This window comes from Luteibacter sp. ME-Dv--P-043b (assembly GCF_030209605.1).
Taxonomy (GTDB): Bacteria; Pseudomonadota; Gammaproteobacteria; order Xanthomonadales; family Rhodanobacteraceae; genus Luteibacter.
The window spans coordinates 79,623-104,365 of the sequence record NZ_JARVRT010000012.1; the positions used below are offsets into that span (position 1 = coordinate 79,623).

Consider the following 24,743-nt stretch of genomic DNA (forward strand, 5'->3'; position numbering starts at 1 on the left):
CTTCGTGGCGATCGAAGGACCAGCCTAGCCACGGCGGGCGCGTGGCGACAACTCTGGACGTGGCTCCGCGCGCCGCCGCGGGGTTATCGGTAGGCGACGTTGACCGTGATGCGAGTGTTGGCGGTGCCTGGCACCAGCGCGGCACCCGTGGTGCGGTAGCGGGCGCGGAAACCGAACGCCTGCCCCTCGCTCGGTGCGGGCAACACCAGGGGCGCGGGATCGTTGGGGATGGCCTGGACATCGGGATCGACACTGCGCAGTTCCACCGCCACCCCGCCCGCCGCCCCGGGCCCATCGAGCTGGAACAGCGACGCCTGCCGCGCATCGGGCGTGCCACGGAAGGTCATCAGTATCTGGGTGGCACCCGTGCAGCCGGTGACCACCAGCGACTGCGTAGCCCATGCGCTGCTGCCGGCCACGGCGAGATCGCGCGCATCCACCTTCCCCAGGGCGAACACCAGCCGCTTGGCGGCGAAGGCGCAGGTGGGGCGTTGCGGCTCGACGCGGCCCTGAACGAGGTCGACCCGGACCTGCGCCTGGTCGTCGTAGCCGGCGTGGGCCAGCGTGCCGTAGAGGAGGCTGCCGCCGTCGGGAATGGGTCCCGTCTTGATCAATTGCACGCGGAAATGCGCGCTGGTCAGCTGGGCCTTGAAGGTCCAGGGAATGAATTCGCGCTCTGGCAGTACGCGCTCACCATAGTTGCTGTTGTAGAAGTAGACGCGGATGCCCACGCCGGGAAGGTTGGTGGCGTGGACGTTATCGCCCCCCGCGGCCGGCGTGTTGAACAGGGCCAGGCTGCCCGTTCGCCTCGGCTTGACGCATTTGAAGGCGGGCGAACTCCAGGCGGCCGTGGTTCGTTCGGCGATCACCGCGCCGACGGGCGCATCCGCCGCGACGGACACGGTGCCGAAGGACAACGGCTGCGCGATGCCCTGCGAGGGATGCGACAGGCAGCCCGCGAAAGCTTCCGGCGAGACGACGAGGCAGACGAAGGCAAAGGAGACGGTAGCGAAAGGGGCGAGGACGAAAGCAGGAGCAGGACGGGTCGACATGGGTGCACCGCGTGGAAGAGGGCTCCCGTAACTGTGCTCGCGTGCCCCGGGCCACCCCATACGACGGTTCTGAAATCGGGATGTCGGCGTTCCGCTCGCTGCACGGCTCATTCACCGGGGCTCACCAATGATCCAGGCATGAGCCTGCACGAGTACAAGCGCAAGCGGAACTTCGGGCGCACCCGTGAACCCGCGCCGGAAGACTCGGCACGCGGCGGCCGTGCCATCTTCGTGGTGCAGCTGCATCACGCATCGCACCGGCATTTTGATTTCCGCCTGCAGGTGGGTGACGCCCTGCGCAGCTGGGCGGTGCCCAAGGGGCCCAGCTACGACCCGAAGGTCAAGCGCCTGGCCGTGGAAGTCGAGGATCATCCGGTGTCGTACGCGGACTTCGAGGGCGACATCGACGAAGGTTACGGCAAGGGCCACGTCGACCTGTTCGACAAGGGCGTCTGGGCCACGCGTGGCGATGCGGAAGCCCAGCTGGCCAAGGGCCACCTGGAGTTCGAACTGTTCGGCGAACGCCTCAAGGGCCGCTGGCACCTCGTCCGCAGCGGCAGGAAGGAGCGCCAGCCGGCGTGGTTCCTGATCAAGGCTGACGACGCCTATGCCGGCGAGGTGGAAGCCGACGACCTGCTCGACGCCACGATGCGCGAAAGCACCCGGCGGGCGGCGAAGACACCCGCCACCCGTGCCGCCGCGAGCCGCTCCACGGCGCGCCGGAAGGCCACGCCCACGACGCGCCGCGTCTCCGTGGCCACCCTTGCCAAGGCGGCGGCCGCGCTGGACGGCGCGCGCAAGGCCAGGGCGTCGGGCGACTTCTTCCCCCCGCAACTCGCCCGGCTGCGCGAATCCCCACCGCAGGGCGAGGCGTGGCTGCACGAGGTGAAATGGGACGGCTACCGCATCGTGGCCGCCGTGGCCGACGGCGCCACCCACCTGTGGTCGCGCAACGGCCTGCCGTGGAACGATCGCGTGCCGGAGATCGTCCAGGCGATCGATGCGCTGGGCCTGGACAGTGCGCGGCTGGACGGCGAACTGATCGCCCTGGACAGCGAGGGCCGCAGCGATTTCAACGCCCTGCAACGCACGTTGTCGGGCGAGGCGCATGCCCCGCTGGTGTACATGGTGTTCGACCTGCCTTACCTGCAGGGCCATGACCTCAGCCGCGTGCCGCTGATCGAACGCAAGGCGCTGCTCGCGCGCATGCTCGCCCACGCGCCGGCCCACCTCAACCTCAGTTCGCATACCGTGGGCCACGGCGACGACGTGTTCGCCATGGCGATGGCACAGAAGCTGGAAGGCATCGTCGCCAAGCGCGTCGACGGTGGCTATCGCGGCGGTCGCGGCGACGACTGGCAGAAGATCAAGCGGCTGGAGAGCGACGAATTCGCCGTGGTCGGCTACACCCCGGCCAAGGGATCGCGGCTGTCATTCGGTTCGCTGCTGCTGGCCCGCCCCGATCCGCACGGCGGCTGGACGTACGCGGGCCGTGTCGGCACCGGCTTCACCGACGCGATGCTGCGTGAACTGGGCGACACCCTTGCCAAAGGTGGGTCGAAGACACCGACGGTCCGCATCGATGCGGTGGATCCCATGCTCCGCGGCGCCCTGTGGGTACCGCCCACCGTGGTGGCCGAGGTGTACTACCGCGGCATCGGCAACAAGGATCTGCTGCGCCAGCCCAGCTTGAGGACACTGCGTATGGACAAGTCACCCGACGACCTTCGCGACAGCGATCGTGCCGCGCCGAAAGCTACCCGCACGAAGGCCGCCGCAAAGAAGGCCACCGCCAAGAAGGCCACGAAGCCGTCCACGCGGGCGACGGAGAAACCGGCAGCGAAGCGACGCACCGGGCATGCCCCTCCTCCGGCCGCCGATACCGATACCGTCGTCATCACGCATCCGGATCGGAAGGTGTTCCCTGCCGACGGGCTGACCAAGCAGGACGTCGTGGATTACTACAAGGCCGTGATGGCGTGGCTGCTTCCGGGCATTCACGATCGCCCCACGTCCACCATCCGTTGCCCCGGCGGTATCGATTCACCCTGCTTTTTCCAGAAGCACGTCATGGCCGGCCTGGACCACGTCGGGGTCGCGCGACTGAAGGAAGAAACCGGGGCCACCGCGGATTACCTCTACCCGCGCGATGCGGCGGGCGTGATCGAACTGGTGCAGTTCGGTGCCGTGGAATTCCACCCGTGGGGCTCGCACGTGGACGATGCCGACCGCGCGGACCGCGTGGTGTTCGACCTGGACCCCGGCGACGGCGTGGCCTGGGCGCGCGTCGTGGCGGCGGCACGCATGACCCGGGGCTTCCTGGCCGAACTGGGCCTCACCTCGTTCGTACGCACCACCGGTGGCAAGGGCCTGCACGTGGTGGTGCCGTTGCGTCCCGGCGCGGGCTGGAAGGAGGTCAAGGCGTTCGCGCGGGGCTTCGCCGACGCGCTGGCCGAGGCGCATCCGCTGGAGTTCGTCGCCACCGCCGCCAAGCGGCTCCGGAAGGACAGGATCTACGTCGATTACCTGCGCAACGGACGGGGCGCCACCGCCGTGGCGTCCTATTCGCTGCGGTCCCGCCCCGGCGCGCCGGTGGCCGTGCCGCTACGCTGGGAGGAACTGGGCAAGGTGCGCTCCGGTGCGGCATTCGATATCCACTCGGTGCCCAAGCGCCTGGCCCGGTTGAAGAAGGACCCCTGGGATGGGATCGACGCACTTCGCCAGGACCTCGCCGCCGTCAGCCGCAAACTCGCCGGCAAGTGACCCACCCTGACCTGCGCGGGGTCACTTACCCACGGGCGTGCACGGGGTAAACTGCGGCATCCTCACCAAGCCGGCCCTTCATGCTCGCCTCGCTTCCCGCCTTCCTGCGCATTCCTCTCGCCTGCCTGCTGCTGCTCGTCAACACGGTGCTGCACGTCACGCCGTTGCTGCTGCTGACGGTGATCCGACTCATCGTGCCGCTGCGCGGGTTCCGTCACGCCGTGTCGCGCGTGCTGGTGGGGATCGCGGAAAGCTGGCTGGGCGTGAACGGCTGGATGTTCGGCGTGTTCACCCGCACGCAATGGCGCGTGGAAGGCGACCAGGACCTCAGCCCGCGCGAGAACTACCTCGTGGTATGCAACCACCAGAGCTGGGTGGACATCCCCGCGCTGCAGAAGGTGTTCAACCGGCGCATTCCGTTCATGCGTTTCTTCCTCAAGAGCCAGCTGATCTGGGTGCCGCTGCTGGGGCCCGCCTGGTGGGCGCTGGATTTTCCGTTCATGAAGCGGCACTCGCGCCAGGAGATCGAAGCGCGTCCGGAACTGCGCGGCAAGGATCGTGAAGCCACGCGTCGCGCCTGCGAGAAATTCCGTCACCTGCCCGTGGCGATCATGAACTTCACCGAGGGCACCCGGTTCACCCGCACCAAGCACGATGCGCAGGGCTCGCCTTATACGCACCTGCTCCGCCCGAAGGCGGGCGGCGTGGCGTTCGTCATCGATGCCATGGGCGAGGCGATCCGACAGATCCTCGACGTGACCATCGTCTATCCGGACGGCCCTACCTCCATGATGGACATGATCGCCGGCCGCATCCGCGAGGTACGCGTGCACATTCGCCGGTTGCCCATTCCCGCCGCCATGCGCGGCGACTACGAGGGCGACGCCGCGTTCCGCGCGCAGTTCCAGGCGTGGATCAACACGCTGTGGGCCGAGAAGGATGCACGCATCGCGGCCACGCTGGCCGCGCAAGGCTGATCGCGCGCCGACCGGCGGCGTCCGCGGTCAACCCGTGGCGGCGGGGCGTTTCAGCCGACGGCGCCAGAACAGCACCCCGGTAACCAGCAGGAAGGTGGGCAGCAGCCCGCCGACACAGGCCACGATGCGCCATGTCAGGCCACCCACAGCGGCGGAATGGATCGGAAACAGGGCGTTGGCCAGCCGGCTGCCGGTGCCCAGCGTCGTGGCGTCGTCGCCCCCGATCACCGTGGCCGTCCGCGGATCGATCCACAGGGCGCTGCGCCCGGCGGGGTTCCATTCGCCGGGGCGACGGATGCGCGCCACCACCGTGCCGTTGTCCTTCGAGGGCAGCATCAGCCGGGTGATCGCCGCATCGGGCGCAGCGGCCTGGGCCGCCACGAGCACGGCCGCCCAGTCCACCGGCCCCTGCACCGGCGCGGTTTTCGGCGGCCGGGGGCGCGCCGGCTCGGCGAAGGCCGCCGCCAGCCCGTTACGCACGGCGCCCCGGTACGCCATCGTGGTGCCGGTACCGATCATCACGATCAGCAGGGGCAGGGCGACCACACCCACCGCGCGATGGAAGCTCGCCCAGCGCAGCAGCGGCGGCTGGGTGTGCGGCCGGAGGTGCCGCAACGCGCGCTGGCGGCCGGGCCAGTACAGCCAGACGCCCGAAAACAGCATGAACAGCCCCGTGCAGGCCACCACACCGAGCACCGTTTCACCCAGCTCACCGCCGAGCAGGTGCGTATGCCAGTCCAGCAGCACCAGCAAGGGGTCGCCGGCCTGCGGGCGCCGCAGCAGGAGCGCGCCGGTGGTGGCGTCGTAATACGCACGGTTGCCGCCACGTTCCTGGGCCTGCCATACGGGAAGGTCATGATCGGGCAGCGACACCCCGCGCCACCCCCTGGCGGCGGGCGTGGCGAGCATCGCGGACAGCGAGTGGCCCTGTGTCGCCAGGTCTGGCAGGGGACGCGCCACCAGGGTGGGGTGCGTGGCCGCGAATAGCGGTTGCTCGAACAGCAGCACGCTGCCCGACAGGGTCACCAGCGCCAGGAGCAACCCCAGCGTGAGGCCCAGCCACAGGTGCAGCGTCTTCAGCCAGCGGCGTAGCCGGCGCGGGTGAGCTGCCATGGTGTCGGTCCGACGGGGCGGGAAAGGCGGCCATCGTAAGTGCGAATGATTCTCGAATCAAACACCACCAACACGCGGGAACCCGGCGATTGACCCTCCCATCACACCGGGTCGACCCCACGGGCGGAAGGATGGCCAACCCACGTGCCCGAGGAACATGCGATGAAGACCCGCCACGTTTACAGCACGTCCGGTCTGGATCAGGCGCGCGCAGCCATGCGCGCCGCCCGCGATGCGGGCATTCCGGACGCGGACCTGTCGCTCATCGCGCGGCACGACATCGAGCTGGATGCCATTCCCGAGCACCGCAAGGACGAGCACTCCGACTTCGCCCCCGCTGCCGCGCGTGGGCTGGCCGAAGGTGGCGCCACCGGCATCCTGGCCGGCCTGGTCGCCATGGCGATCCCCCCGCTTGGCGTGACCATCGCCGGCGCGGTGGCGGCGGGTGCGGCGGGCGCCCTGGTCGGCGCATGGACCAGTGCGCTGATGGGCGCCTCCGCACCGGACCCGGTGCGCCAGAAATTCGAGGGCGAGATCGAGGCGGGCCGCATCCTCGTGGTGGTGGACGGCGAGGGCGATGCGCTGGAACGGTCGCAGCGCGAGATCCGCGCCACCGGCGCCATCGACCTGCCGTTTGAGCAGCCCACCGCGCTGAGCTGACCCTCCCGGAGGCTCCGACCATGGCGACCCGACGTTCCCCCGCGACGCCGCGGGCCTCCGGCCATGTCCGCACGGGCATGGGTGGCTGGACCTACGTGCCCTGGCGCGGGCTGTTCTATCCCGACGAGCTGGTGCAAAAGCGCGAGCTGGAGTACGCCAGTCGGCAGGTGTCCACCATCGAGATCAACGGCACCTACTACCGCTCGCCCGGGATCGATATCTACCGGCGCTGGGCGGCGGAGACCCCTGACGGGTTCGTCTTCTCGGTGAAGGCGCCGCGGCACATCGTGCAGAGCCGCGCGCTGGCGGGCACCGGTGAGCGCATCGGCCGATTCCTCGACGGTGCGGTGGGCCTGGGCGATCGACTGGGCCCCGTGCTCTGGCAGTTCCTGCCGACGCGGCGTTTCGATCCCGACGACATGACCGCCTTCCTCGACCTCCTGCCCGACCGCCACGGCGGCCTGGCCCTGCGCCATGCCGTGGAAGTGCGCCACGACAGCTTCATGGACCCGGCCTGGCTGGCCCTGGCGCGCCAGCGCGGTGTCGCCACCGTGTTCACCGACTCGCCCGACCATCCGTCGTTCGCCGACCTCACGGGGCCCTTCGTGTACGCGCGTCTGATGCGCAGCCGGGCGAAGGAGACGAACGGCTATCCCGCCAGGGAGCTGAAGGCATGGGCGTCGCATGCGAGCGACTGGCAAGCCGGCGGCGATCCGACCGACCTGCCACACGTGTGCGAGGCGCTGGCGCCCGGCCCAGGCCGCGACGTGTTCGTGTATTTCATTTCCGCCGCGAAGGAACGCAACCCCGCTGCGGCTGTCGCACTCGGCAAGCGCGTCGAAGACGCATAATCCTCCCATTCCCCCACCGGACGACCCATGGACCGTCTTATCCAGAACCACCTGATCGACCTTTTTGCCGAACACGCGATCCCGCTCGAGCCCGACGAGGACTGGCTGCTTACCGAAGGCGACGATTACCCGGCGCTGCGCGGCATCTGGCACGAGGGCAAGGAGGGCGGCATGGGCCGCCTGGACATCGATATCGTCCTCGACGAGGAACGCACCATCGAGGAAAGCTTCGGTGGCAACGGCGGCGGCAAGGCCGGTTGCCGCGACGCGCTGGACAGCTTCGCGCGCAACGATTTCTACGTGGTGCTGGCGGCCTGCTGGCACACCGTGGACAAGGACAAGCTGGACGTGCGCGAGGTGTCCGCCGGCACGCAGCGCTTTACCCTCTACGTGGGCGATTTCACGGTGCGCGGCGAGAAGGACGCACCGGTGGAGATTCCCGAGGAGGGGTTCTCCGCACTGGAGGCCGCGATCGCCACGGCCCCGCTGACCGGCGACGTGCACTGGATCCGCGTGTTCTACGGCAACGTGGGCGACGGCAGCAGCAAGATCGAGGTGCTGCTGGACAACGAGCCGTGGGCCGCGGGGCACAAGGCCATCGCCTCCGTGGACTGGCCACGGCACGACCACTACTACAGCCTGCGCAACCTCATCGCGCTGGTTCCGCGGGACTAAGGCCAGGCAGGGGTTCCGGCGCCCAGTCCTGCGGACGCAGGATCCGGAACCCGCTGTCGCGCGCGGCGCGTCGTGCCAGCTTCAGCACTTCCGCATCGCGCGAGAACAGGAGGCCCGCGCCGGCGGTCGACGCCAGCTCCAGGAACTTCTGGTCGTCCGGGTCGCGGCAGCGCGGAAGCCGCGTGGCCGTGGCTTCATGCGGCAACAGCGTGACCAGACGATCGAACGCGGCCGCTGCGGCGGCCCGGCGTGGGGGGTCCAGCTTCAACGCAGGGTAGTCGAGCACCTTCAGCCACTCGTCCCGGCAATCCGGACGCGTCACGGCGTGCAGCGTGCCCGACACCATGGCCCCGACCAGCGCCGCCGCGTTCGGGTCGGCAAAAACGAACGCATCCAGGCACACATTGGTGTCGAGCACGACGCGCACGCGCTCAGGCCGCGGCGCGTTCGGCCAGGGCGGCGCGTTGCTCGGCCACGAGGGTGTACGAACGCTTGCGCGCCTCGTGATCGAAGACCTGCGCCGTGATGATCAGCTCGTCGGCGCCGGTGCGCGCGATGAACGCGGCCAGGCCGTCGCGCACGGTGTCGGGCGAGCCGACCACGGCGCAGGACAGCGCATGGTCCACCTGGGCCTTCTCCATGGACGTCCACACGCCGTCCATCGAGTTCACCGGCGGCGGCAGCTGCCCCGGCGCGCCGCGGCGCAGGTTCCAGAATGCCTGCTGCTGCGACGTGAACAGGCGACGGGCCTCCGCGTCCGTATCCGCGGCGACCACGTTGATGCCGAGCGCCGCGTAGGGCTTGTCCAGCACCTCGGACGGCCGGAACATGTGCCGGTACACTTCCAGCGCCTTCATCATCATGTCCGGCGCGAAGTGCGAGGCGAAGGCGAAGGGGAGCCCCAGGTGCGCCGCCAGCTGGGCGCTGAACAGGCTGGAGCCCAGCAGCCACAGCGGCACGTTGGTATCCATGCCGGGCACGGCGCGCACGGTCTGCCCGGGCCGCTGCGGGCCGAGGTACATCTGCAGTTCCTGCACATCGTCGGGGAAGCGGTCGTCACTGGGGCCCATCGAGCGGCGCAGCGCGCGTGCCGTGCCCTGGTCGGTGCCGGGTGCACGGCCCAGGCCCAGGTCGATCCGCCCCGGGTAGAGCGACGCCAGCGTGCCGAACTGCTCGGCGATCACCAGCGGTGAGTGGTTGGGCAGCATGATGCCACCCGAGCCCACGCGGATGCTGTGCGTGCCCTCGGCGATATAGCCGATCACCACGGCCGTCGCCGCGCTGGCGATACCGGTCATGTTGTGGTGCTCGGCCAGCCAGTAACGGTGGAAGCCCAGCGACTCCGCGTGCCGGGCCAGGTCGCGCGAGTGGCGCAACGAGTCGCCCGGCGTGGAACCACGCGCTACGGGGGAAAGGTCCAGTACCGAAAACGGAATCATCCGAGCACACCTCGACAATAAGGGGGGCGGACGAACCGCCGATGATTCCAGATGGGCGGCGGACGCCCGGATTGCAACCCACGGGCTCACCACGGAAACAGTCCGTTCCGGCCAGCGATGCGCCGTGGCGCGCGCGGAGGAGGAAAATGCACCCATCCACTCATCCAGTCCGGTATTGCCGGGGGAGCACGACATGATCGACATTCGCCGCTTTGCCACACTCGGTGGCGCGAACCACGGCTGGCTCGATGCGAAGCACCATTTCTCGTTCGCGTCCTACCGCGACGAGGCACGCATGGGCTGGGGCGCGCTGCGCGTCTGGAACGACGACACCATCGCCGCGGGCGCCGGCTTTCCGGCGCACCCGCACTCGGACATGGAGATCATCACCTATGTGCGCGAAGGCGCCATCACCCACGAGGACAGCCTGGGCAACAAGGGCCGCACCGAAGCGGGCGACGTGCAGGTGATGAGCGCCGGCACCGGCATCCGCCACGCGGAATACAACGCGGAAAACGAGACAACGCGCATCTTCCAGATCTGGATCATTCCCGACGGCGAGCGCAAGGCACCGTCCTGGGGCACCCGTCCGTTCCCGAAGGGAGAGCGCTCGGGCCAGTTCATCACGCTGGCCAGCGGCATGCCGGGCGACGGCGAAGCCTTGCCGATCCGCACCGATGCCCGCGTGCTCGGCGCCAGCGTCAAGGCGGGTGAGACCATCGAGTACGCCCTGGGCGAGGGCCGCTATGCGTACATGGTGCCGGCCTTCGGTTCGGTGCAGGTCAACGGGCAGGTGCTGGACAAGGGCGACGGCGCGGCGATCCGCGACGAGACGCGGCTGAGCATCACGGCGACGACGGATGCGGAGCTGGTGCTGGTCGATACGGCGGCGTAACCGGCTCGGCAGGCATGCCGTGGATCGTGACGACCCACGGCATGCGTAGCCGTACCGCGGCTTGGCCTGGCTAAGGCGTGGCCGCCGTCTGGTGCGGCGCGCCGTGCTTCATCAGGCCCTTGGTGAACAGATAGGCCGCCGACTGGTAATAGGTGATCGCGGCGTCCGCATCGGCCTGGTTGACGGACGTGACGGGCGTGGCATCGCCCGTATCGCGTTGCGGCAGCATCTGCTTCACCGGCTGGCGCGGCACCAGCGAGGTCAGCGTGTCGCCGCGCAGGTAGCCCAGCTCCTGGTAGGTGCTGATGAAGGCGCGCTCGCGCCCGGGCTCCAGCTTGAACAGGTTGTAGCCGTAGAAGCGCGACGTGTAGCTGAAGTGCAGCAGGCCCAGCACGGTCGGCGGGATGTCGATCTGGCTCATCAGGCGGTCCACTCGCCCCGGCGCAATGTGCGCGGGCGAGTAGATGTACAGCGGGATGTGGTAACGATCCACGGGCAGGCTGGTCTTGCCGGCGCTGGTGGCGCAATGGTCCGCGGTGATGACGAACACGGTGTCCTTGAACCATGGCTTGGTCGCCGCGCGTTTCAGGAAATCGCCCAGCGCCCAGTCGGTGTACGCCACCGCAGCGGTGCGACGCCCCTGCGGCAGTGACACGCGCCCTTCGGGGAAGGTGAACGGGCGATGGTTGGACGTGGTCATCACGTGCCCGAAATACGGCTTGCCCTTCGCGTAGGAGGCGTCCATGCGTTTGATCACCAACGAGAACAGGTCCTCGTCGGCCACGCCCCAGACGTTCTCGGTATGGATGTCCTTGCTGTCGATGGCGTTGCGGTCCACCGCCGTGTAGCCGTTGTTGGCGAAGAAATGGTTCATGTTGTCGAAGTAGCCGTAACCCCCATAGAGGAACTCGGAGGTATAGCCCTTGCCGTTGAACACGTCGGCCAGCGACCAGAGGTTCTCGTCGTCCGGGCGCTTGACGATGGATTCGCCGGGCGTCGGCGGCACCGAGAGCGCCAGCGCTTCCAGCCCGCGCACCGTGCGGGTGCCGTTGGCGTACAACTGGCTGAAGAACAGGCTTTTCGACGCCAGGGCGTCGAGGTTGGGGGTCAGGTGCTTGTGCTTGCTGACATCCAGGCCCTCGACGTAATCGCCCGACAGGCTTTCGACGCTGATCAGCACCACGTTGAGCTTCTGCTCCGTACCGTCGCCGGCGATGCGCCGCGTGATGTCCATCGGATCGTCGCTGGCGAACGTGGCGTCCGGCGTCTTCAGCTGCTTGCGCAGGTTGGCGAACATGGCCGTATCCGGCAGGGTCGGGTAGTACTTCGCATAATCCAGCTCGTTTTCGCGGAACGCGGCGACGAACTGGTACGGGCCGTTGCCGGCCAGTTCGTTCACGTAGTTATTGTCCGAGCGATCCTTCATGGTGCCATCGACGGCGAAACTGACCACCACGGTAAGCACCAGCCATACGGCCACCACGAGGCTGCGCGCGCCGAAACGCGAGCCATCGTCACGCGCGGCGAGCATGCGCCGGCTGAAGAACACCACGGCGACGGTCGCGGCCAGCAGCATCAGCGACCAGGTGACGATCGGGTACGACTCGCGGATGTTGCCGACCACCTCGTGGGTGTAGACCAGGTAATCCACGGCGATGAAGTTGAAGCGCGCGCTGAACTCGCCCCAGAACACCAGCTCCGCCGCGCCGAGGTAAAGCACGACGAACGCGAGAATGAAACAGAAACCGAGGAAGATGCGGTGGCCCCAGCGGGACACATAGGCGCGCCGGGGCAGCAGCCAGAGCACCAGCAGCATCGGCCAGGCAAAATAGACGTACTCGACCACGTCGTAGCCGAAGCCGACCAGGAACAGGTAAAGCCACTTGCCCGGGCTCGGCGGTATCTCGTGCCCCGTCTTGACCAGCAGGATGAGACGGACGAGGAACGCCACGCCCACGAACAGGATGCCGTACCAGACCAACGGCCGGAAGCGCTGGCGCAGCGCACCGGGGGCCGACGAAACAGAAGTCATGACGCCTCGCAGGAAAAGGCCGGTCGCCTATACGCCCGGGTTCGAGCACGAGGGTAAGCAGGTGGGCTTACGTAAGGCTTTCCCGAAGCTTAGATTGAGCTTCGGCCCCGAATGTCGGCTATCGTGGCCCCGTAGGAAAAGCCGATCTGCCGCGCGAACGCGCCTTGTGGCACCCTACCCGGCCTTACGATCCATATCTGTGGGAGCCACGGCACCGTGGGAGAAGAAACGAGGGCGGAGCTCCCGATGAACGACCAGCCGCTAGCCGGCAAGCCTGCGCTCTATGTGACCCTGTTCCGTCGCGCTGGCGGTCCCCTGCTGTCCGTCGTGCTGCTGTGCCTGGCGCTGTGGGCGCTCAAGGCCATGGCCAGCGAGGTGACCTATCGCCAGATCGGCGGCTATGTGCATGCGCTGCCCAACAGCGACATCGCCCTTGCCATCCTGCTGACCGGCGCCGGGTTCGCGGTGATGACGCTCTACGACTGGTTCGGCCTGGCCAGCGTGGGCAAGCGGCTGCCGGCCACCCGGGTCGGCCTGATCTCCTTCATCAGCTATGCCTTCTCAAATGCGCTGGGCATGTCGCTGCTGGTGTCCGGGTCCATCCGCTACCGCTTCTATGTGCAGGCCGGGCTGACCCCCGGCGAGATCGCCCGCGTGGTGCTCTACACCACCCTCAGCTTCTGGCTGGGCCTGGCGGCGATCACGGGCGTCACCCTGCTGCTCGTGCCGATCCCGCCCGATGTGCCCCTGTCGGGCCTGCGGATTCCGCTGGCGATCGTGCTGTCGCTGGTGCCGCTGGCGTGGTTCGTGGTGTCGCTCACCGTGCGCCGGCCCATCCGCCTGTGGCGCTGGGAGATCGCCACGCCCACGCCCGCCATGGCCGCGCGGCAGATCCTGATCGGCGCGCTGGACTGGGGCCTCGCCTCGGGAGTGCTCTACGTGCTGATGCCGGAGGCGATCTCCGGCGGCTTCGGCCACTTCCTGGCCATCTTCGTGCTGGCCCAGATGGCGGGCCTGATCAGCCACGTACCCGGCGGCCTGGGCGTATTCGAGGCGGTGATGCTGGCCGGCTTTGGCGCCACCGGCAACCACGGGCTGGAAGCGCCCATCCTCGGCTCGCTGGCGGCGTTCCGCGCGGTCTATTACCTGCTTCCGCTGGGCGTGGCCACCGTGCTGGTGATCTGGCGCGAGATACGCGCACTGCGCCACGCAGCCATGATCGCCCCCTGGTTCAGCGGGTTGCTGCCGCCGTTCTTCGCCGGCCTGACCCTGGTCGCCGGCGCGGTGCTGCTGTTCTCCGGCGCCACGCTGGCCATTCCGGGCCGCATGGAGATCCTGCGGGGGTTCGTGCCGCTGCCGCTGGTGGAGGTATCGCACTTCCTCTCCAGCGTGGTCGGCATGATGCTGCTGATCCTGGCCCGCGGCCTGCAACGACGGCTGGACGCCGCCTACGTGCTGACGCTGGTGCTGCTACTGCTCGGCGCCATCCTTTCGATGCTCAAAGGCATCGACTACGAGGAAGCCACCCTGCTGTCGCTGCTGGCCCTGGCCCTGGCGCCGGCCCACCGGCACTTCTATCGCCGGGCCTCGCTGTTCCGTGCCAGCTTCTCGCCGGGCTGGGTGCTGGCCATCGGTGCGGTGTTGGCCTGCTCCACCTGGCTGGTGTTCTTCAGCTTCAAGCACGTCGAATACAGCAATAACCTCTGGTGGGAGTTCAGCTTCCACCATGGCGGCGCGCCCCGCGCGCTGCGTGCGCTGGTCGGCGCTACCGCCGCGCTGCTGCTGTTCGGCCTGGCCAACCTGATCCGCCCGGCCCGCGCCCGCCGCACGCGCCCCGGCGACGCCGAACTGGCCCGCGTGCTGCCCCTGGTCAAATCGTTCGACTCCGCCCAGGCCCACCTGGCGCTGGTCGGCGACAAGATGCTGCGCTTCGCGCCGGACGACCGTGCCTTCATCATGTACGACGTGGAAGGACGCAGCTGGGTGGCCATGGGCGACCCCGTAGGCACCGACGAAGACGCCCGCCGCGAACTGGTCTGGAGCTTCCGCGAAGAATGCGAGCGAGCCGGCGGCTGGCCGCTGTTCTACCAGGTGCGCCCGGCCGACCTGGACCTCTACCTCGACGTGGGCATGAGCCTGCTTAAGATCGGCGAGGAAGCGCGCGTCCGCCTGGAGACCTTCAACCTGGACGGCAAGTCGAAGAAGACGCTGCGCGGCACGGTCAACAAGCTGCAACGCGACGGCCTGCGCATGGAGATCGTGCCCGTGGAGGACGTGCCCGCGCTGCTGCCTCGCCTGAAGGTCATCTCCGATGCCTGGATGGGCGACAAGAAGGTACGCGAGAAGCGCTTCTCGCTGGGCCTGTTCGATGAACGCTATCTATCCCGCACGCCGATGGCCGTGGTGTGGCAGGGCGACCAGCCGGTAGCCTTCGCCAACATGTTCCTTACCGCGTCGATGGAAGAAGCGTCCGTCGACCTCATGCGCCACCTTCCCGAGGGCCCTTCCGGCATCATGGATTTCCTGTTTATCGAGCTGATGTCCTGGTCCAAGGCCCAGGGCTACCGCTGGTTCAACCTCGGCATGGCCCCCCTGTCGGGCCTGCAGAACCGTCGTACCGCGCCCCTGTGGAGCCGCTTCGGCGCCATGGTGTTCGGCCGCGGCGAGCGCTTCTACAACTTCCGTGGCCTGCATCGCTACAAGGAAAAGTTCGACCCCGAGTGGGAGCCGCGCTATATCGCGGTGCCCGGCGGCATCGCGCTGCCGCTGGCGCTGGCCAACGTGGCCAGCCTCATTTCCGGTGGCCTGGGTGGAGTGGTGCGCCGGTGAGCACGCCAAAGAAGAGGAACGTGCTGCGTATCGTGCTGTCGTGCGTGGCCGGTGCCATCGTGCTGGCCCTGCTGGCCTGGCACCCCTGGACCCACGCATCGATGGAGAAATCCACCGTGGAGCTGCCGGCACTGGCCGCAGCGCCGGCCGGACAGGAAGACCTGCTGGTGGTCATCTATTCCGGCGACGGCGGCTGGTGGGATCTGGACCAGCGCCTGGGCGCGGTGTTCACCGGCCGGGGCCTTCCCGTGGCCGGGGTCAGCACCTTCAAGTATTTCTGGCGTTACCGCTCGCCGGAGGAATCCGCCCACGACCTGGACGGCCTGCTGGATCGCTATACCAAACAGTGGAACAAGCAGCGCGTGCTGCTGATCGGCTATTCGTTCGGTGCGGACGTGCTGCCGACCATCGTGGGCCGGCTACGCCCCGACAACCGGGCGAAGCTGGCCCAGCTGGTGCTGTTGTCGGCCAGCCGCGACGTGAATTTCGAGATCGAACTCGAGGGCTACATGCAGCAGGGCTGGTGGACCACCCACACCCACAACTTCCTGCAGTGGCTGAACCCGGTGGTGCACACGGACGCCATACCGCCGATCCTGGCGCTGGGCGGCCGGCCACCGATGGCCTGCTACTACGGCACCGAGGACGCGGACGACAGCGGCTGCACCGATCCCAAACTGCCGTCGTTCGTCACCGTGTACAAGAAGCCGGGCTCGCACCACTTCGACGAGAACTACGAAGCGCTAGCCACCGAGCTACTGCAGCGCATGCCGCCGAAGGCCTCCACGTCGCCTTAACTTTTTTAAGGCGTCTGGCACGTTTTCGGCTGTCACGGAACCTTCACCGGCACGCCACTCAAACTTTCGTCTTTTCGGTGCAACTTGCTCGTAAGGCGGGGAGTCCGACTGGAGAAGGTTTATGCGACGCACACCGGGAAAACGCGATTACGGCTCCTCCGACTGCGCCCACCTGCGCAGCCTGGCCAGCCGCGGTCTGCCGCCTTCCTCGCCCCAAGCGAGGCCCGCAGGCAGCAAGCACAAGGATCGACCGGAGGGCAGCCGTGTCGCTGCACCGGGCCTGCAGAATCGCGGTAAGCGCGCTTCTACGTAAGTCTGAGCTGGCCCTCTTGTAGGGAAAATAGCAGCCAACTTTAAGAATCCTCCTATATCCGTCATCGGACCAGCCAAGGAAGATAGCGTTACGCCCACCGGCCCACACCGGCGGGCCAACGTATCGCCGATGACCGATCCGACGGCAGGATGCCGTCTGTCCCTAGAATCAGGATCGATCCCCCCCTTCATCGGCGGTGACGCTGCGCCGGCTTCGCCGGGCCGCGTCCTGGTGGTCTGACCACCCGACCCAGGGACGGTCGTCATGGCCCTCCGCGTGAGCGCGAGGGCCATGTTTTTTTGTAGCATGGCTCGATGGGTTGCCTACCGATTCCCCTCTTCGCGCTGCTCGGCTTCGGGCTGGGCTACCTCATCGACGATCGTCCCGGCTCGCTCTGGGGCGGTGGCGTGGGTCTGGTGATCGGATTGGCCGGCACGGCGCTGGTCATTCGCGCGATGCGGCGGGCGAACCGACCGGGCTAGGCCGTGGGTCCACGATGCCTGCCGGGTTTCAGTGATTCGTCAGCGACGCTGACGATGCCGGTCAGGCCTGGCGCGACCCTGGGGCGGCGACGGTCGCTTCGGCATGCGCCTGCCGAAGCTGATCGGGCGAGCCCGGCGGAATCCACGATGCCAGCACGGCAGGCGCCTCGGCGTTGGCCGGGGCCACGGAGACTTGCACCGCTTCGACGATATCGCGCGTCGCGCCGGTTACGCGCAACATGACCGTCAGGGCGTTGCCTTGCTTGGTCCAGCCGACGAGGTTGCTCGGGAGGACATGGCAAGCGGGCTGGCCACCGTCGAAGAGGGTAAGGACCCCTGAGTCGATCTCATCCATCGTATGCACGGTTCGCTTCCTGACAGGGGCCGCCCGGTGGGCCGACGGTTATTTTCTCAGGAGGGGTTGGCTTACGTCTGTCGGGGGAGGACTACACAATTTCGGTGTGTTTACGCTTCCTCAAAAGAGCTACTGCAACGAATGGACATGCCGATACAAGCGCAACTACACCAAAGAGTATTCCGACGGGAAGTATGTAGTTGATACGGGCGACGGCTGGCATGAACATTAAAGCAAAGGCTGTAGACCCCATGAGCCACCACGTCGGAGCAAAGATGAATTCGGCGACGACAATCGCCATAAAGGCAAGGTAGATCTCTATGAGCATGACGAAATCCGGATAGCTCAAGTACCACATGAATCGGTAGGCGTAGACGAGGTAGTGAACGACGAACGAGATTGCCAATGCCAGGCTGGCCTTCCATGGAAATCTTTGGATTTGCATTGCCTTAAACATCCTTCGTGATCTGAAGCCAGACCGCTCCCTCGATGGTCGATGGTCGATGGGTATCATCGCAGCGCATCTGACGAATCGCGAGAGCGACCGGAGATAATCTACCTCATGGGCCGGATGCTACGCCGACAGCCGCCATGACACCCAAAAGGGCTCCGATGGCCGCGAAAAGCGCGCTGGCCACATGGCGACGCATCGCCTGGCGCCTAATCGAAAGCAGCCGTGACTTTGCCAGACGAACGCCAACACCGTCTTCCGGGCGACTGAAGTGCTTAGGCCTGAATATGTAGTCGAAGCGAATCGACGGGGAAGAATCGATATCCAACCACTCGCCGTGATCGCGAGCGATCCTTTGTGCTTCCCTCACAACCCGCTGAACGCGAGAGAGGTTCCATAAGCCGTAAGCGATGCCAGGTGCGCTTCCAAGAAAAACTCCGTATGCCCCGTAGTCAGGCGCACTCATGACCGATACCACAACAGTGCAGTGAACAAGGAAGACTCATGGAGGTGAGTGAAATGGAAAAGGGCCGCGCTCTTTTACATCAAGTTTTTTGACATAGCGAATCGATGGAATGCGGCAAAGACATTGAGGGTACGTATGGACTACGACAACTTGAAGCTGACCATACCGGCAGGCCAGACAGGCTTGTAAGCCCGCTCATCCAGGCGGCGATATCCCGCTGTTAGCGTAGCGAACCAGGACTCCCTACCGTATGCCAACCGGAGTGCGTCGAAGCAATTCATCGGTTCGTGGGTCTCGATGAAGATATCGCACTCCGCCGCTCCAACATCGTGACCGTCAATCTCGCCATATTGACCGATGACAGCGATCAGTGACTCTTCGATGGCGATAAGCTGATCGAAGTCCGGAAGGTTCGGTTCACACCACCGGAGCACGAGCTGGGATTTCATCACTGACACGTCCTCGCTTCAACGGAACCGCAAGCGAACCAGCGAAACCGGATCTCCTCATGCGGCATAGGTGAGCAAGACGACTAGCGCCGCAAGCTCCACCATGAAGAAGGATACTAATCGTATGACCAGGATGTCGTACCCCTTCCGACACAGCTTGTAAGCAGCCCAGAAATTCGCAATTGGCCACGCAATAAAGAAAACATAGCTCACCAAGGACCCTTGCCTGAAGATCAGTGCCGACAGAACGTGACCCAGCACGATCATCGGAAGCCACAGCAGGATCAGTAGAACATTCTTCATGATCGATGTACGGGCACCTTGGATGTCCGACGGTATGCGGCCACCCATAAGTCTGCTGCGATGGACTGAATGGCTCGACTAACCTTCGAACATCTTGTCGATCAAGTCTTCCAGTAAGACCCCATCGCTGTTGGGATAATAGCTCTCGTCCAGACCAAGCCGTATCAAAACATCTTCGCATGCGTCGCGAAACTCGGACAAGGCGTAGCCTGTTCCCTCCAACACGAGGTCGGGGCCGGCGACAAGGAATGAGGGAAGTAACGTCATCGTTTCTTCCGACGTCTTCAGAAGCTCGTATTGCCTCTGGCTGATTCGCACTCTCATCCTTTACTTCTCGTTGCTATAAAAACAGCGTTTGAACAAAGCTTACAGATCGTCGTGTTCAGCGAGCACAGACGGCGAGGCTGGCCCTCAAGAAAGGTTCACTCAAACAACCTGCCCTTGTAAAGCACACGGAGGAACTCCGCCATACTGGAACCCACCGGCAGCGCCTCCTTCCAGTCCATCCCGACGAAAGGAACAATGACCAACGACCGCTTAGACGACGGACGAAGGTCATAGCCAAAGCCTTCACCCGCGCCATTGGAACCAATGAGAAAAAGGCCGGGTACGTAGGTGGCAACTTCATACTCACGGTTGAACGGAACAAGTTCCTCGAGCGGCCATAGCACCAGGTAACTCTTCCCCACGAATCCATCACCGCCGTTTCGTTTCGCCATGAAGCAAAGATAGTCTTCCGGCAGGCCAACGGGCGCTGCTTTCAGCAACTCCACCGGAATGCCGTTTTCGGAAGGACCTTTATCGATCCACTCATGAAGGTAACGCTCGAAGGCCATGACAAACCTCGCACTAACAACCGTCTCAAGAGCTGGACTTCGATCCAGGCATGCTTGACGCATATCAAAAAACAAGACGACGAATAGTACAAATGGCCACAACCAACGCATCACTCATGCAATCCAGATGCGCTGCCGAAGGGATCGAGCCTTCCTAGTGCCGCGTCACGGCTATGGCAACGACCACCCGCGAGGCGCTCACGAATGAATCCGCCCAAACCGAAATGACCACGCTGCCGGGCGACAGCCGATATTCGAGGGCGCGATCCACTTCTGCAGTACCGATCGCTACGACTCCACCCGGCACGGCCAGGGTATGGGTCGCAGCCAGATGAAGCCCGGTAGTGACCACGTCTTCTGTCGTCAATGAAACCTCGACCTCGCCATCGACGTAGGGGTCGACCGCGATCGACAGACAGGAATCCGTCGCGGCAACCAATTCACCCTCTACGTATTCAGGGACTATCGCTTCCCTGTTCGTTGGATCGACAACGAAGAGGATGCCGTGATCTACGCTCAAGCTGATACTTTCCATTCCTGCTCCATAGCGAAAGTCGAAGAACTCGCCCTCCGTGCACGCGCGAGCGTTTCTCATCTCGCGATGTTCCGCCAGCACTCCTGCTTGACTGTGTACGTTAACGCTTTCCGCCAAAGTACACCGACACGCCCAGACCCGCGACCACCGAAGGCCCACGGCTACCGATCCGGTGCAACGCATAGGCATCCAGCTGCGCATGGTCACCGATGGTGTACGCCACGCCACCGCCCGCCTGCACTTCGTTGCCGTCTTCGGCGTCATGGATGGCATCCGCCTCCAGGTAGGCCATCCAGTTCTCACCGAACTTGCGCCCGAAGGTGGGTGCCAGTGTCCAGCTGTTGCGACCCTTCAGGCGGTCCACGTTGGCATACAGCGTGTTCTGATGGGTCTCGTCGACCTGCCACTGGCCGGTGGCGCCGAGGCTGACCTCTCGGGCGCCGTTGCCGAAGTCCTTGTCGCCATTCGCGAACGTGATATTACCCAGCGCCGCCCAGCTGAAGTTACCGGCATCGCTGGATCCACCGGGGGCGATCTTGAGGCCGACACTGGTGTCGCCGTGGCCCACCGCGTGCCGGCGTGAGCCCATGCCGCGCTCTTCCAGCCGGTTCCAGGCCGAGCCGGCCACCTGCAACTCCGCCGGTCCACCCAGACCGATGCGGATGACGCTGTCGGCCGTATAGGTGCGATCGAGGTAGCCGTCCTGGCGTTGCCGCTGGTACGACGGCAGCCCTTGCTCCAGGGCCAGTGTGCCAGCGGGCAGCACGCTGGTGGCGAAGCCGGCACCGGGGCGGTCGAAGTCGGGGGCATCGGCAAAAGCTGGCGCTGCGATGGCGAGGAGTAAAGCGGCGGTGAGGGCAGGGCGTAGGTTCATGCGGGCATTGTGCCTGCGGAGCGTCATTACGGCGTGGACGACCGCCTGCGCTCTTTATGGCGGGGCGGCCGAGCCGTGCCCCTACGCCAAATCGGTGATGCCGCCCATCTGGCAAAATGTGAGCGACCTGGTGCAGTGACTTAAACTGTCCGTCCGTTAAGCCGCAGTGGGTCGAACGAGAGGTGTCAGATGAGTAGCTACATGGAGAAGATCGTTGGCGATACGAGTGCTGATGAGAATGGCGCCAAGGCCGGCGGCAGTACTTTGTCGGAGGCCGTGAGCGCGATTGCCAAGCGTATGGCCGAGCACGAAAAGGAAATGACGCGCATCAAGGGAGACATACAGCGTGGCGCAAGAGCTGGGAAGGGACGCTTCCGTCTTTGATTTCGTCTATGTCGACCACGCCCGCCTCGGTTCCCTGCTCGCTCAACTAAGCGACGATGGCGTTGTCATCGCGGCACGAAAGACGTCATCGCACACGGGCTCCAACGCAGGGAAGATAAAATTTGCTGCCGCTATCGTCAGCGTCGACGGCACGACCAATGACTCGGCTACCGAGACCCTGGAGCGCTCGTTCGACACTCGCTGCCTTCTGCCCGGCAATGCGCTCCATGTCTTGCAGGAGTCGGGCATGCTGCACGCGGGTTTGAACTCCCCGCTGGGCAGCATCGTCCACATCAAGGGCAAGCTGACCATACGGGACATCGAACTAGCGAAGCAGTTGTGGGCGCCCCTCGCAAGGCTGCTTGTCGCCGATGAGCCGCCGGGCAAGCGCAAAGCCAAGCAGATAGGCCTGGACATGGCGGGGCGAACCTTGAAGCAACTCCCGCCCGCTGTGCAGTTCAGCCTTCAAACACACGATTGCCTCGAAGCTTGGGGCGTTCTTGGCGATATCGACTCGACGCTCGACACCCATGCACTGGGGTTGAAGCATGGCTCGGTGATCCAAGGGGAATGGCATCTCGTTGGGGTGCTGGATGCCGAGCCCGACCGGCCGCGCTACGGACCTGTGCTGGACGATACCGGCTTGATGGGGACAATGGCCCCCATCTTTGACGAACTCCGGAAGCTCGTCGGCCGTCCTGTCAGCGCCCATGGCATTACGCCGCTGGCCATTTTTCGACCGTGCGAGTCGGTCGATGCGGCGCAAGCGAGAAAACGCAACGACGCCGCGATGATGGTAGGCCCTGGCATCCGCTGAAGATTCGTACCCCAGCCGCCCATCATCGCGTTGTCACCCGCCAAATCTCAATTCGCCGCTTTAAGCACCGGGAAGCTCTCCGCCACCGTCACCGTCTTCTCGCCGGCGATGTCGGTAGCCGAGCGGCCCAGGCGCACGGTGTAATTGCCGGGGGCCACGCGCCAGCGCTTGCCGTTCGCGTCGTAACGCGCCAGTGCCAGCGGCTCCAGCGGGATGTCGACACGGCGGCTGGCACCGGGCTCCAGTGCCACCTTGCTCCAGCCCGCGAGGCGCTTCGTCGGCGCACCGGGGGCAGTCACGTAGATCTGCGGCACGTCGGCCGCGGCGACCTTGCCGGTGTTCTTCACCGTGACGTGGGCGACCGGCTGGCCCTTGGCGTCCTTGTCCACCGCGAAGTCGCTGTAGTCGAAGCGCGAGTAGGTCAGGCCGTAGCCGAAGGCGAACAGCGGCTCGCGGTGGGTCTTCTCGAACCAACGGTAGCCGACGTCGGCGCCTTCGATGTTGTAGTCGATGGTGTCGGCGGGCGCGTCCTTGTTGGCCAGGCCGGCCGCCTGGATCGTCGGGCGCGGCAGCTGCGACTCGTCCTTGGGCCACGTGACCGGCAGGCGGCCCGATGGCGAGACTTCGCCGTAGAGCAGGCGCGCGATGGCATCGCCACCGCCGGAGCCGGGGAACCATGCCTGCAAGACGCCGCCGACCTGGTTAAGCCAGGGCATCTTCACCGCGCCGTTGGTTTCCAGCACCACCACCGTGTGCGGGTTGGCCTTGGCGACGGCGGCGACGAGCGCATCATCTGCGGGCGCCAGCGACATGTCCGGTGCGTCGTACGATTCGGCGGCCCATTTGGACACGAAGACCACCGCCACGTCGGCAGCCGCGGCGGCCTTGGCAGCGGCGGCCGGGTCCGTGCCGGCATCGAAGCTGACCTTGTCACCCAGCTGCTTCATGAAGGTGAGCGGTGCCGACGCGTGGTAGCGCACGGGGCCGGGCCAACCGGTCGGCTCGAGACCCGGTACCGGGTCGCCGCCTTCGTCGGTGACGGTGGAGGAACCGCCACCGGCGAGCACGCCCTTGTCGGCATGCGCACCGATGACCACCACCGACTGGCCCTTGCGCGACAGCGGCAGCAGGCCGCCTTCGTTTCGCAGCAACACGGCACCGGCCTCCAGGGTGTCACGTGCGATGCGGCGGTCGGCGACGTAGGGCACCGGGGTCACGACCTTGGTCGGAATGGGATCGTCGATGACGCCGTGGGCGAACAGGCTGCGCATGATCCGCTTCGCCATATCGTCCAGGCGCGTTTTAGGCACTTCGCCCGAGGCGATGGCCTTGCGCAGCGGCTGGTCGAAGTACAACTCCTTGTCGAACACCTCGCCCGCCGACTCCTGGTCCATGCCGGCCAGTGCCGCCTTGCCGGCGCTATGCACGCCACCCCAGTCGGACATGACGAAGCCCTTAAAGCCCCATTCCTGCTTCAGCACCTGGTTGAGCAGCCAGTCGTCCTCACCGGCGTAGGTGCCGTTGATGCGGTTGTACGCGGACATGACGGAGCCCGGGTTGCCGTGGCCGATGGCGATCTGGAAAGCCAGCAGGTCGGACTCGCGCATGGCGACCGGGTCGATCTCGGCGCTGTGCGTGTTGCGGCCGGTCTCCAGGTCGTTCATGGCGAAATGCTTCACCGTGGCGACGATCTTCGCTTCCTGGATGCCTTTTATCGCGGCGCCCACGATCGTGCCGGCCAGCACCGGATCTTCGCTGGCATATTCGAAGTTGCGGCCGTTGCGGGGGTCGCGTACCAGATTGACGCCACCAGACAGCAGCACGCCGTAACCCTTGCCGCGCGCCTCGCCGCCGATCATCCGGCCGCCGGCGTGGGCCACCGTGGTATCGAAGCTTGCTGCGGTCGCCAGGCCGGCCGGCAATGAAATCGCACCCTTGCCGTCGATGCCGGGCTTGTTGACGCCCAGGCCAGCGTCGGTCTCGTTGATGGCAGGCAGCCCGAGCCGGGGCAGGGCAGGCACATAGCCCGCGCCACCCACCGCGCCCTCGGGCACGCCGTGCTTGTCGCTGGCCAGGCCGAAGTCCGAGCGGATAATACGGAACTTCTCATCGTCGTTCATCGCGGCCACCAGCAACTCAGCGCGGCGATCCGGCGACAGCGAGCGATCCATCCAGGGGCGGGCAGGCGGCGTGGCCGCGCCAACGGAGGCGGTGAGGCCCGCGGCGACGGCAAAGGCGAGGGCGGAGCGGCGCAGGGTAGCGGACATGATCTTCCATTCGATCCGGGGGACAGGCCTACACCATCGCCAAGTAACGGTTTCATCGCAACCCACGAGACCCGTACGGCGTAAGCTGAAACCTTGACCGTCCTGCCTCGCGACCCCACTTAAGTGGT

At 65.9% G+C, this 24,743-nt stretch carries 25 protein-coding genes; 11 read left to right on the plus strand and 14 right to left on the minus strand.

Annotated features, from left to right (window positions below):
- Nucleotides 1-83: 83 nt before the first annotated feature.
- Nucleotides 84-1,052 carry a fimbrial protein gene (locus QRN34_RS07105; RefSeq protein WP_285403308.1) on the minus strand — a complete coding sequence of 323 codons (969 nt, stop codon included), beginning with the start codon at nt 1,050-1,052 and terminating at the stop codon, nt 84-86.
- A gap of 138 nt (nt 1,053-1,190) precedes the next feature.
- Between QRN34_RS07105 and ligD the strand changes: the two genes are divergently transcribed.
- Both ligD and QRN34_RS07115 read left to right on the plus strand, forming a co-directional pair.
- Complete coding sequence (ligD, locus tag QRN34_RS07110; protein WP_285403310.1) at nt 1,191-3,815, plus strand: DNA ligase D; 2,625 nt, start codon at nt 1,191-1,193, stop codon at nt 3,813-3,815.
- Between the two features lie 80 nt (nt 3,816-3,895).
- Nucleotides 3,896-4,792: an acyltransferase gene (locus QRN34_RS07115; RefSeq protein ID WP_285403312.1), complete on the plus strand. Its 897-nt coding sequence runs from the start codon at nt 3,896-3,898 to the stop codon at nt 4,790-4,792.
- 27 nt (nt 4,793-4,819) lie between these two features.
- On the opposite strand, the gene QRN34_RS07120 is transcribed toward QRN34_RS07115, so the two are convergent.
- On the minus strand, nt 4,820-5,905 hold the full coding sequence (locus QRN34_RS07120) for a PepSY-associated TM helix domain-containing protein (protein WP_285403314.1): 1,086 nt from the start codon (nt 5,903-5,905) through the stop codon (nt 4,820-4,822).
- Between the two features lie 162 nt (nt 5,906-6,067).
- Between QRN34_RS07120 and QRN34_RS07125 the strand changes: the two genes are divergently transcribed.
- Genes QRN34_RS07125 through QRN34_RS07135 form a run of 3 tightly spaced genes read left to right on the plus strand, consistent with a single transcriptional unit; the run spans nt 6,068 to nt 8,091 of the window.
- Entirely contained in the window at nt 6,068-6,565 is a 498-nt protein-coding gene (locus QRN34_RS07125) for a hypothetical protein (RefSeq protein ID WP_036138928.1), read from the plus strand.
- A gap of 20 nt (nt 6,566-6,585) precedes the next feature.
- Nucleotides 6,586-7,416: a DUF72 domain-containing protein gene (locus QRN34_RS07130; RefSeq protein ID WP_285403317.1), complete on the plus strand. Its 831-nt coding sequence runs from the start codon at nt 6,586-6,588 to the stop codon at nt 7,414-7,416.
- 27 nt (nt 7,417-7,443) lie between these two features.
- The gene (locus QRN34_RS07135; RefSeq protein WP_285403319.1) at nt 7,444-8,091 is read left to right on the plus strand and encodes a DUF6348 family protein; all 648 of its coding nucleotides are present in this window, start codon (nt 7,444-7,446) and stop codon (nt 8,089-8,091) included.
- On the opposite strand, the gene QRN34_RS07140 is transcribed toward QRN34_RS07135, so the two are convergent.
- Nucleotides 8,066-8,518 carry a putative toxin-antitoxin system toxin component, PIN family gene (locus QRN34_RS07140; RefSeq protein ID WP_285403320.1) on the minus strand — a complete coding sequence of 151 codons (453 nt, stop codon included), beginning with the start codon at nt 8,516-8,518 and terminating at the stop codon, nt 8,066-8,068. The two genes, QRN34_RS07135 and QRN34_RS07140, sit on opposite strands and share 26 nt — an antisense overlap.
- 4 nt (nt 8,519-8,522) lie before the next feature.
- Nucleotides 8,523-9,530 carry an LLM class flavin-dependent oxidoreductase gene (locus tag QRN34_RS07145; protein WP_285403321.1) on the minus strand — a complete coding sequence of 336 codons (1,008 nt, stop codon included), beginning with the start codon at nt 9,528-9,530 and terminating at the stop codon, nt 8,523-8,525.
- Between the two features lie 193 nt (nt 9,531-9,723).
- Here QRN34_RS07145 and QRN34_RS07150 point away from each other — a divergent pair, with 193 nt between their 5' ends.
- Entirely contained in the window at nt 9,724-10,425 is a 702-nt protein-coding gene (locus QRN34_RS07150; protein ID WP_285403322.1) for a pirin family protein, read from the plus strand.
- Between the two features lie 70 nt (nt 10,426-10,495).
- Here the strand turns inward: QRN34_RS07150 and QRN34_RS07155 are convergent, their stop codons facing one another.
- Nucleotides 10,496-12,457, minus strand: coding sequence for an alkaline phosphatase family protein (locus QRN34_RS07155; RefSeq protein ID WP_285403324.1), 1,962 nt, complete (start codon nt 12,455-12,457; stop codon nt 10,496-10,498).
- 246 nt (nt 12,458-12,703) lie between these two features.
- On the opposite strand from QRN34_RS07155, the gene mprF reads away from it, so the two are divergent.
- The 3 genes from mprF to QRN34_RS07170 all read left to right on the plus strand — a co-directional run bounded on the left by mprF (nt 12,704) and on the right by QRN34_RS07170 (nt 16,878).
- Entirely contained in the window at nt 12,704-15,286 is a 2,583-nt protein-coding gene (gene mprF / locus QRN34_RS07160; RefSeq protein ID WP_285403326.1) for a bifunctional lysylphosphatidylglycerol flippase/synthetase MprF, read from the plus strand.
- A gap of 20 nt (nt 15,287-15,306) precedes the next feature.
- Nucleotides 15,307-16,083: an AcvB/VirJ family lysyl-phosphatidylglycerol hydrolase gene (locus QRN34_RS07165; protein WP_285403328.1), complete on the plus strand. Its 777-nt coding sequence runs from the start codon at nt 15,307-15,309 to the stop codon at nt 16,081-16,083.
- A 627-nt stretch (nt 16,084-16,710) separates the two neighbouring features.
- On the plus strand, nt 16,711-16,878 hold the full coding sequence (locus QRN34_RS07170; RefSeq protein WP_285403330.1) for a hypothetical protein: 168 nt from the start codon (nt 16,711-16,713) through the stop codon (nt 16,876-16,878).
- Between the two features lie 61 nt (nt 16,879-16,939).
- Here QRN34_RS07170 and QRN34_RS07175 read toward each other — a convergent pair whose 3' ends face one another.
- From QRN34_RS07175 to QRN34_RS07210, 8 genes are all read right to left on the minus strand, one after another.
- Nucleotides 16,940-17,242, minus strand: a complete 303-nt coding sequence (locus tag QRN34_RS07175; protein WP_285403332.1) for a hypothetical protein — start codon at nt 17,240-17,242, stop codon at nt 16,940-16,942.
- Nucleotides 17,243-17,324: 82 nt separating this feature from the next.
- Entirely contained in the window at nt 17,325-17,678 is a 354-nt protein-coding gene (locus QRN34_RS07180) for a hypothetical protein (protein ID WP_285403333.1), read from the minus strand.
- Nucleotides 17,679-18,290: 612 nt separating this feature from the next.
- On the minus strand, nt 18,291-18,599 hold the full coding sequence (locus QRN34_RS07185) for a hypothetical protein (protein ID WP_285403335.1): 309 nt from the start codon (nt 18,597-18,599) through the stop codon (nt 18,291-18,293).
- A 57-nt stretch (nt 18,600-18,656) separates the two neighbouring features.
- Nucleotides 18,657-18,902 carry a hypothetical protein gene (locus QRN34_RS07190; protein ID WP_285403336.1) on the minus strand — a complete coding sequence of 82 codons (246 nt, stop codon included), beginning with the start codon at nt 18,900-18,902 and terminating at the stop codon, nt 18,657-18,659.
- A gap of 78 nt (nt 18,903-18,980) precedes the next feature.
- Nucleotides 18,981-19,169, minus strand: coding sequence for a hypothetical protein (locus QRN34_RS07195; protein ID WP_185754237.1), 189 nt, complete (start codon nt 19,167-19,169; stop codon nt 18,981-18,983).
- Nucleotides 19,170-19,324: 155 nt separating this feature from the next.
- Nucleotides 19,325-19,738, minus strand: a complete 414-nt coding sequence (locus QRN34_RS07200; protein ID WP_285403338.1) for an SMI1/KNR4 family protein — start codon at nt 19,736-19,738, stop codon at nt 19,325-19,327.
- Between the two features lie 154 nt (nt 19,739-19,892).
- Nucleotides 19,893-20,273 carry a hypothetical protein gene (locus QRN34_RS07205; RefSeq protein ID WP_285403339.1) on the minus strand — a complete coding sequence of 127 codons (381 nt, stop codon included), beginning with the start codon at nt 20,271-20,273 and terminating at the stop codon, nt 19,893-19,895.
- A gap of 100 nt (nt 20,274-20,373) precedes the next feature.
- On the minus strand, nt 20,374-21,147 hold the full coding sequence (locus QRN34_RS07210; RefSeq protein WP_285403340.1) for a transporter: 774 nt from the start codon (nt 21,145-21,147) through the stop codon (nt 20,374-20,376).
- Nucleotides 21,148-21,348: 201 nt separating this feature from the next.
- Here QRN34_RS07210 and QRN34_RS07215 point away from each other — a divergent pair, with 201 nt between their 5' ends.
- Together QRN34_RS07215 and QRN34_RS07220 are read left to right on the plus strand one after the other, a co-directional pair.
- A complete protein-coding gene (locus tag QRN34_RS07215; RefSeq protein WP_285403341.1) occupies nt 21,349-21,531 on the plus strand; it encodes a hypothetical protein in 183 nt (60 codons plus the stop codon).
- The gene (locus QRN34_RS07220; protein ID WP_285403342.1) at nt 21,494-22,348 is read left to right on the plus strand and encodes a hypothetical protein; all 855 of its coding nucleotides are present in this window, start codon (nt 21,494-21,496) and stop codon (nt 22,346-22,348) included. The genes QRN34_RS07215 and QRN34_RS07220 overlap by 38 nt, the downstream gene beginning before the upstream one ends.
- Before the next feature lie 47 nt (nt 22,349-22,395).
- Here QRN34_RS07220 and QRN34_RS07225 read toward each other — a convergent pair whose 3' ends face one another.
- Nucleotides 22,396-24,615, minus strand: a complete 2,220-nt coding sequence (locus QRN34_RS07225; RefSeq protein WP_285403343.1) for a glycoside hydrolase family 3 C-terminal domain-containing protein — start codon at nt 24,613-24,615, stop codon at nt 22,396-22,398.
- Nucleotides 24,616-24,743 lie beyond the last annotated feature (128 nt).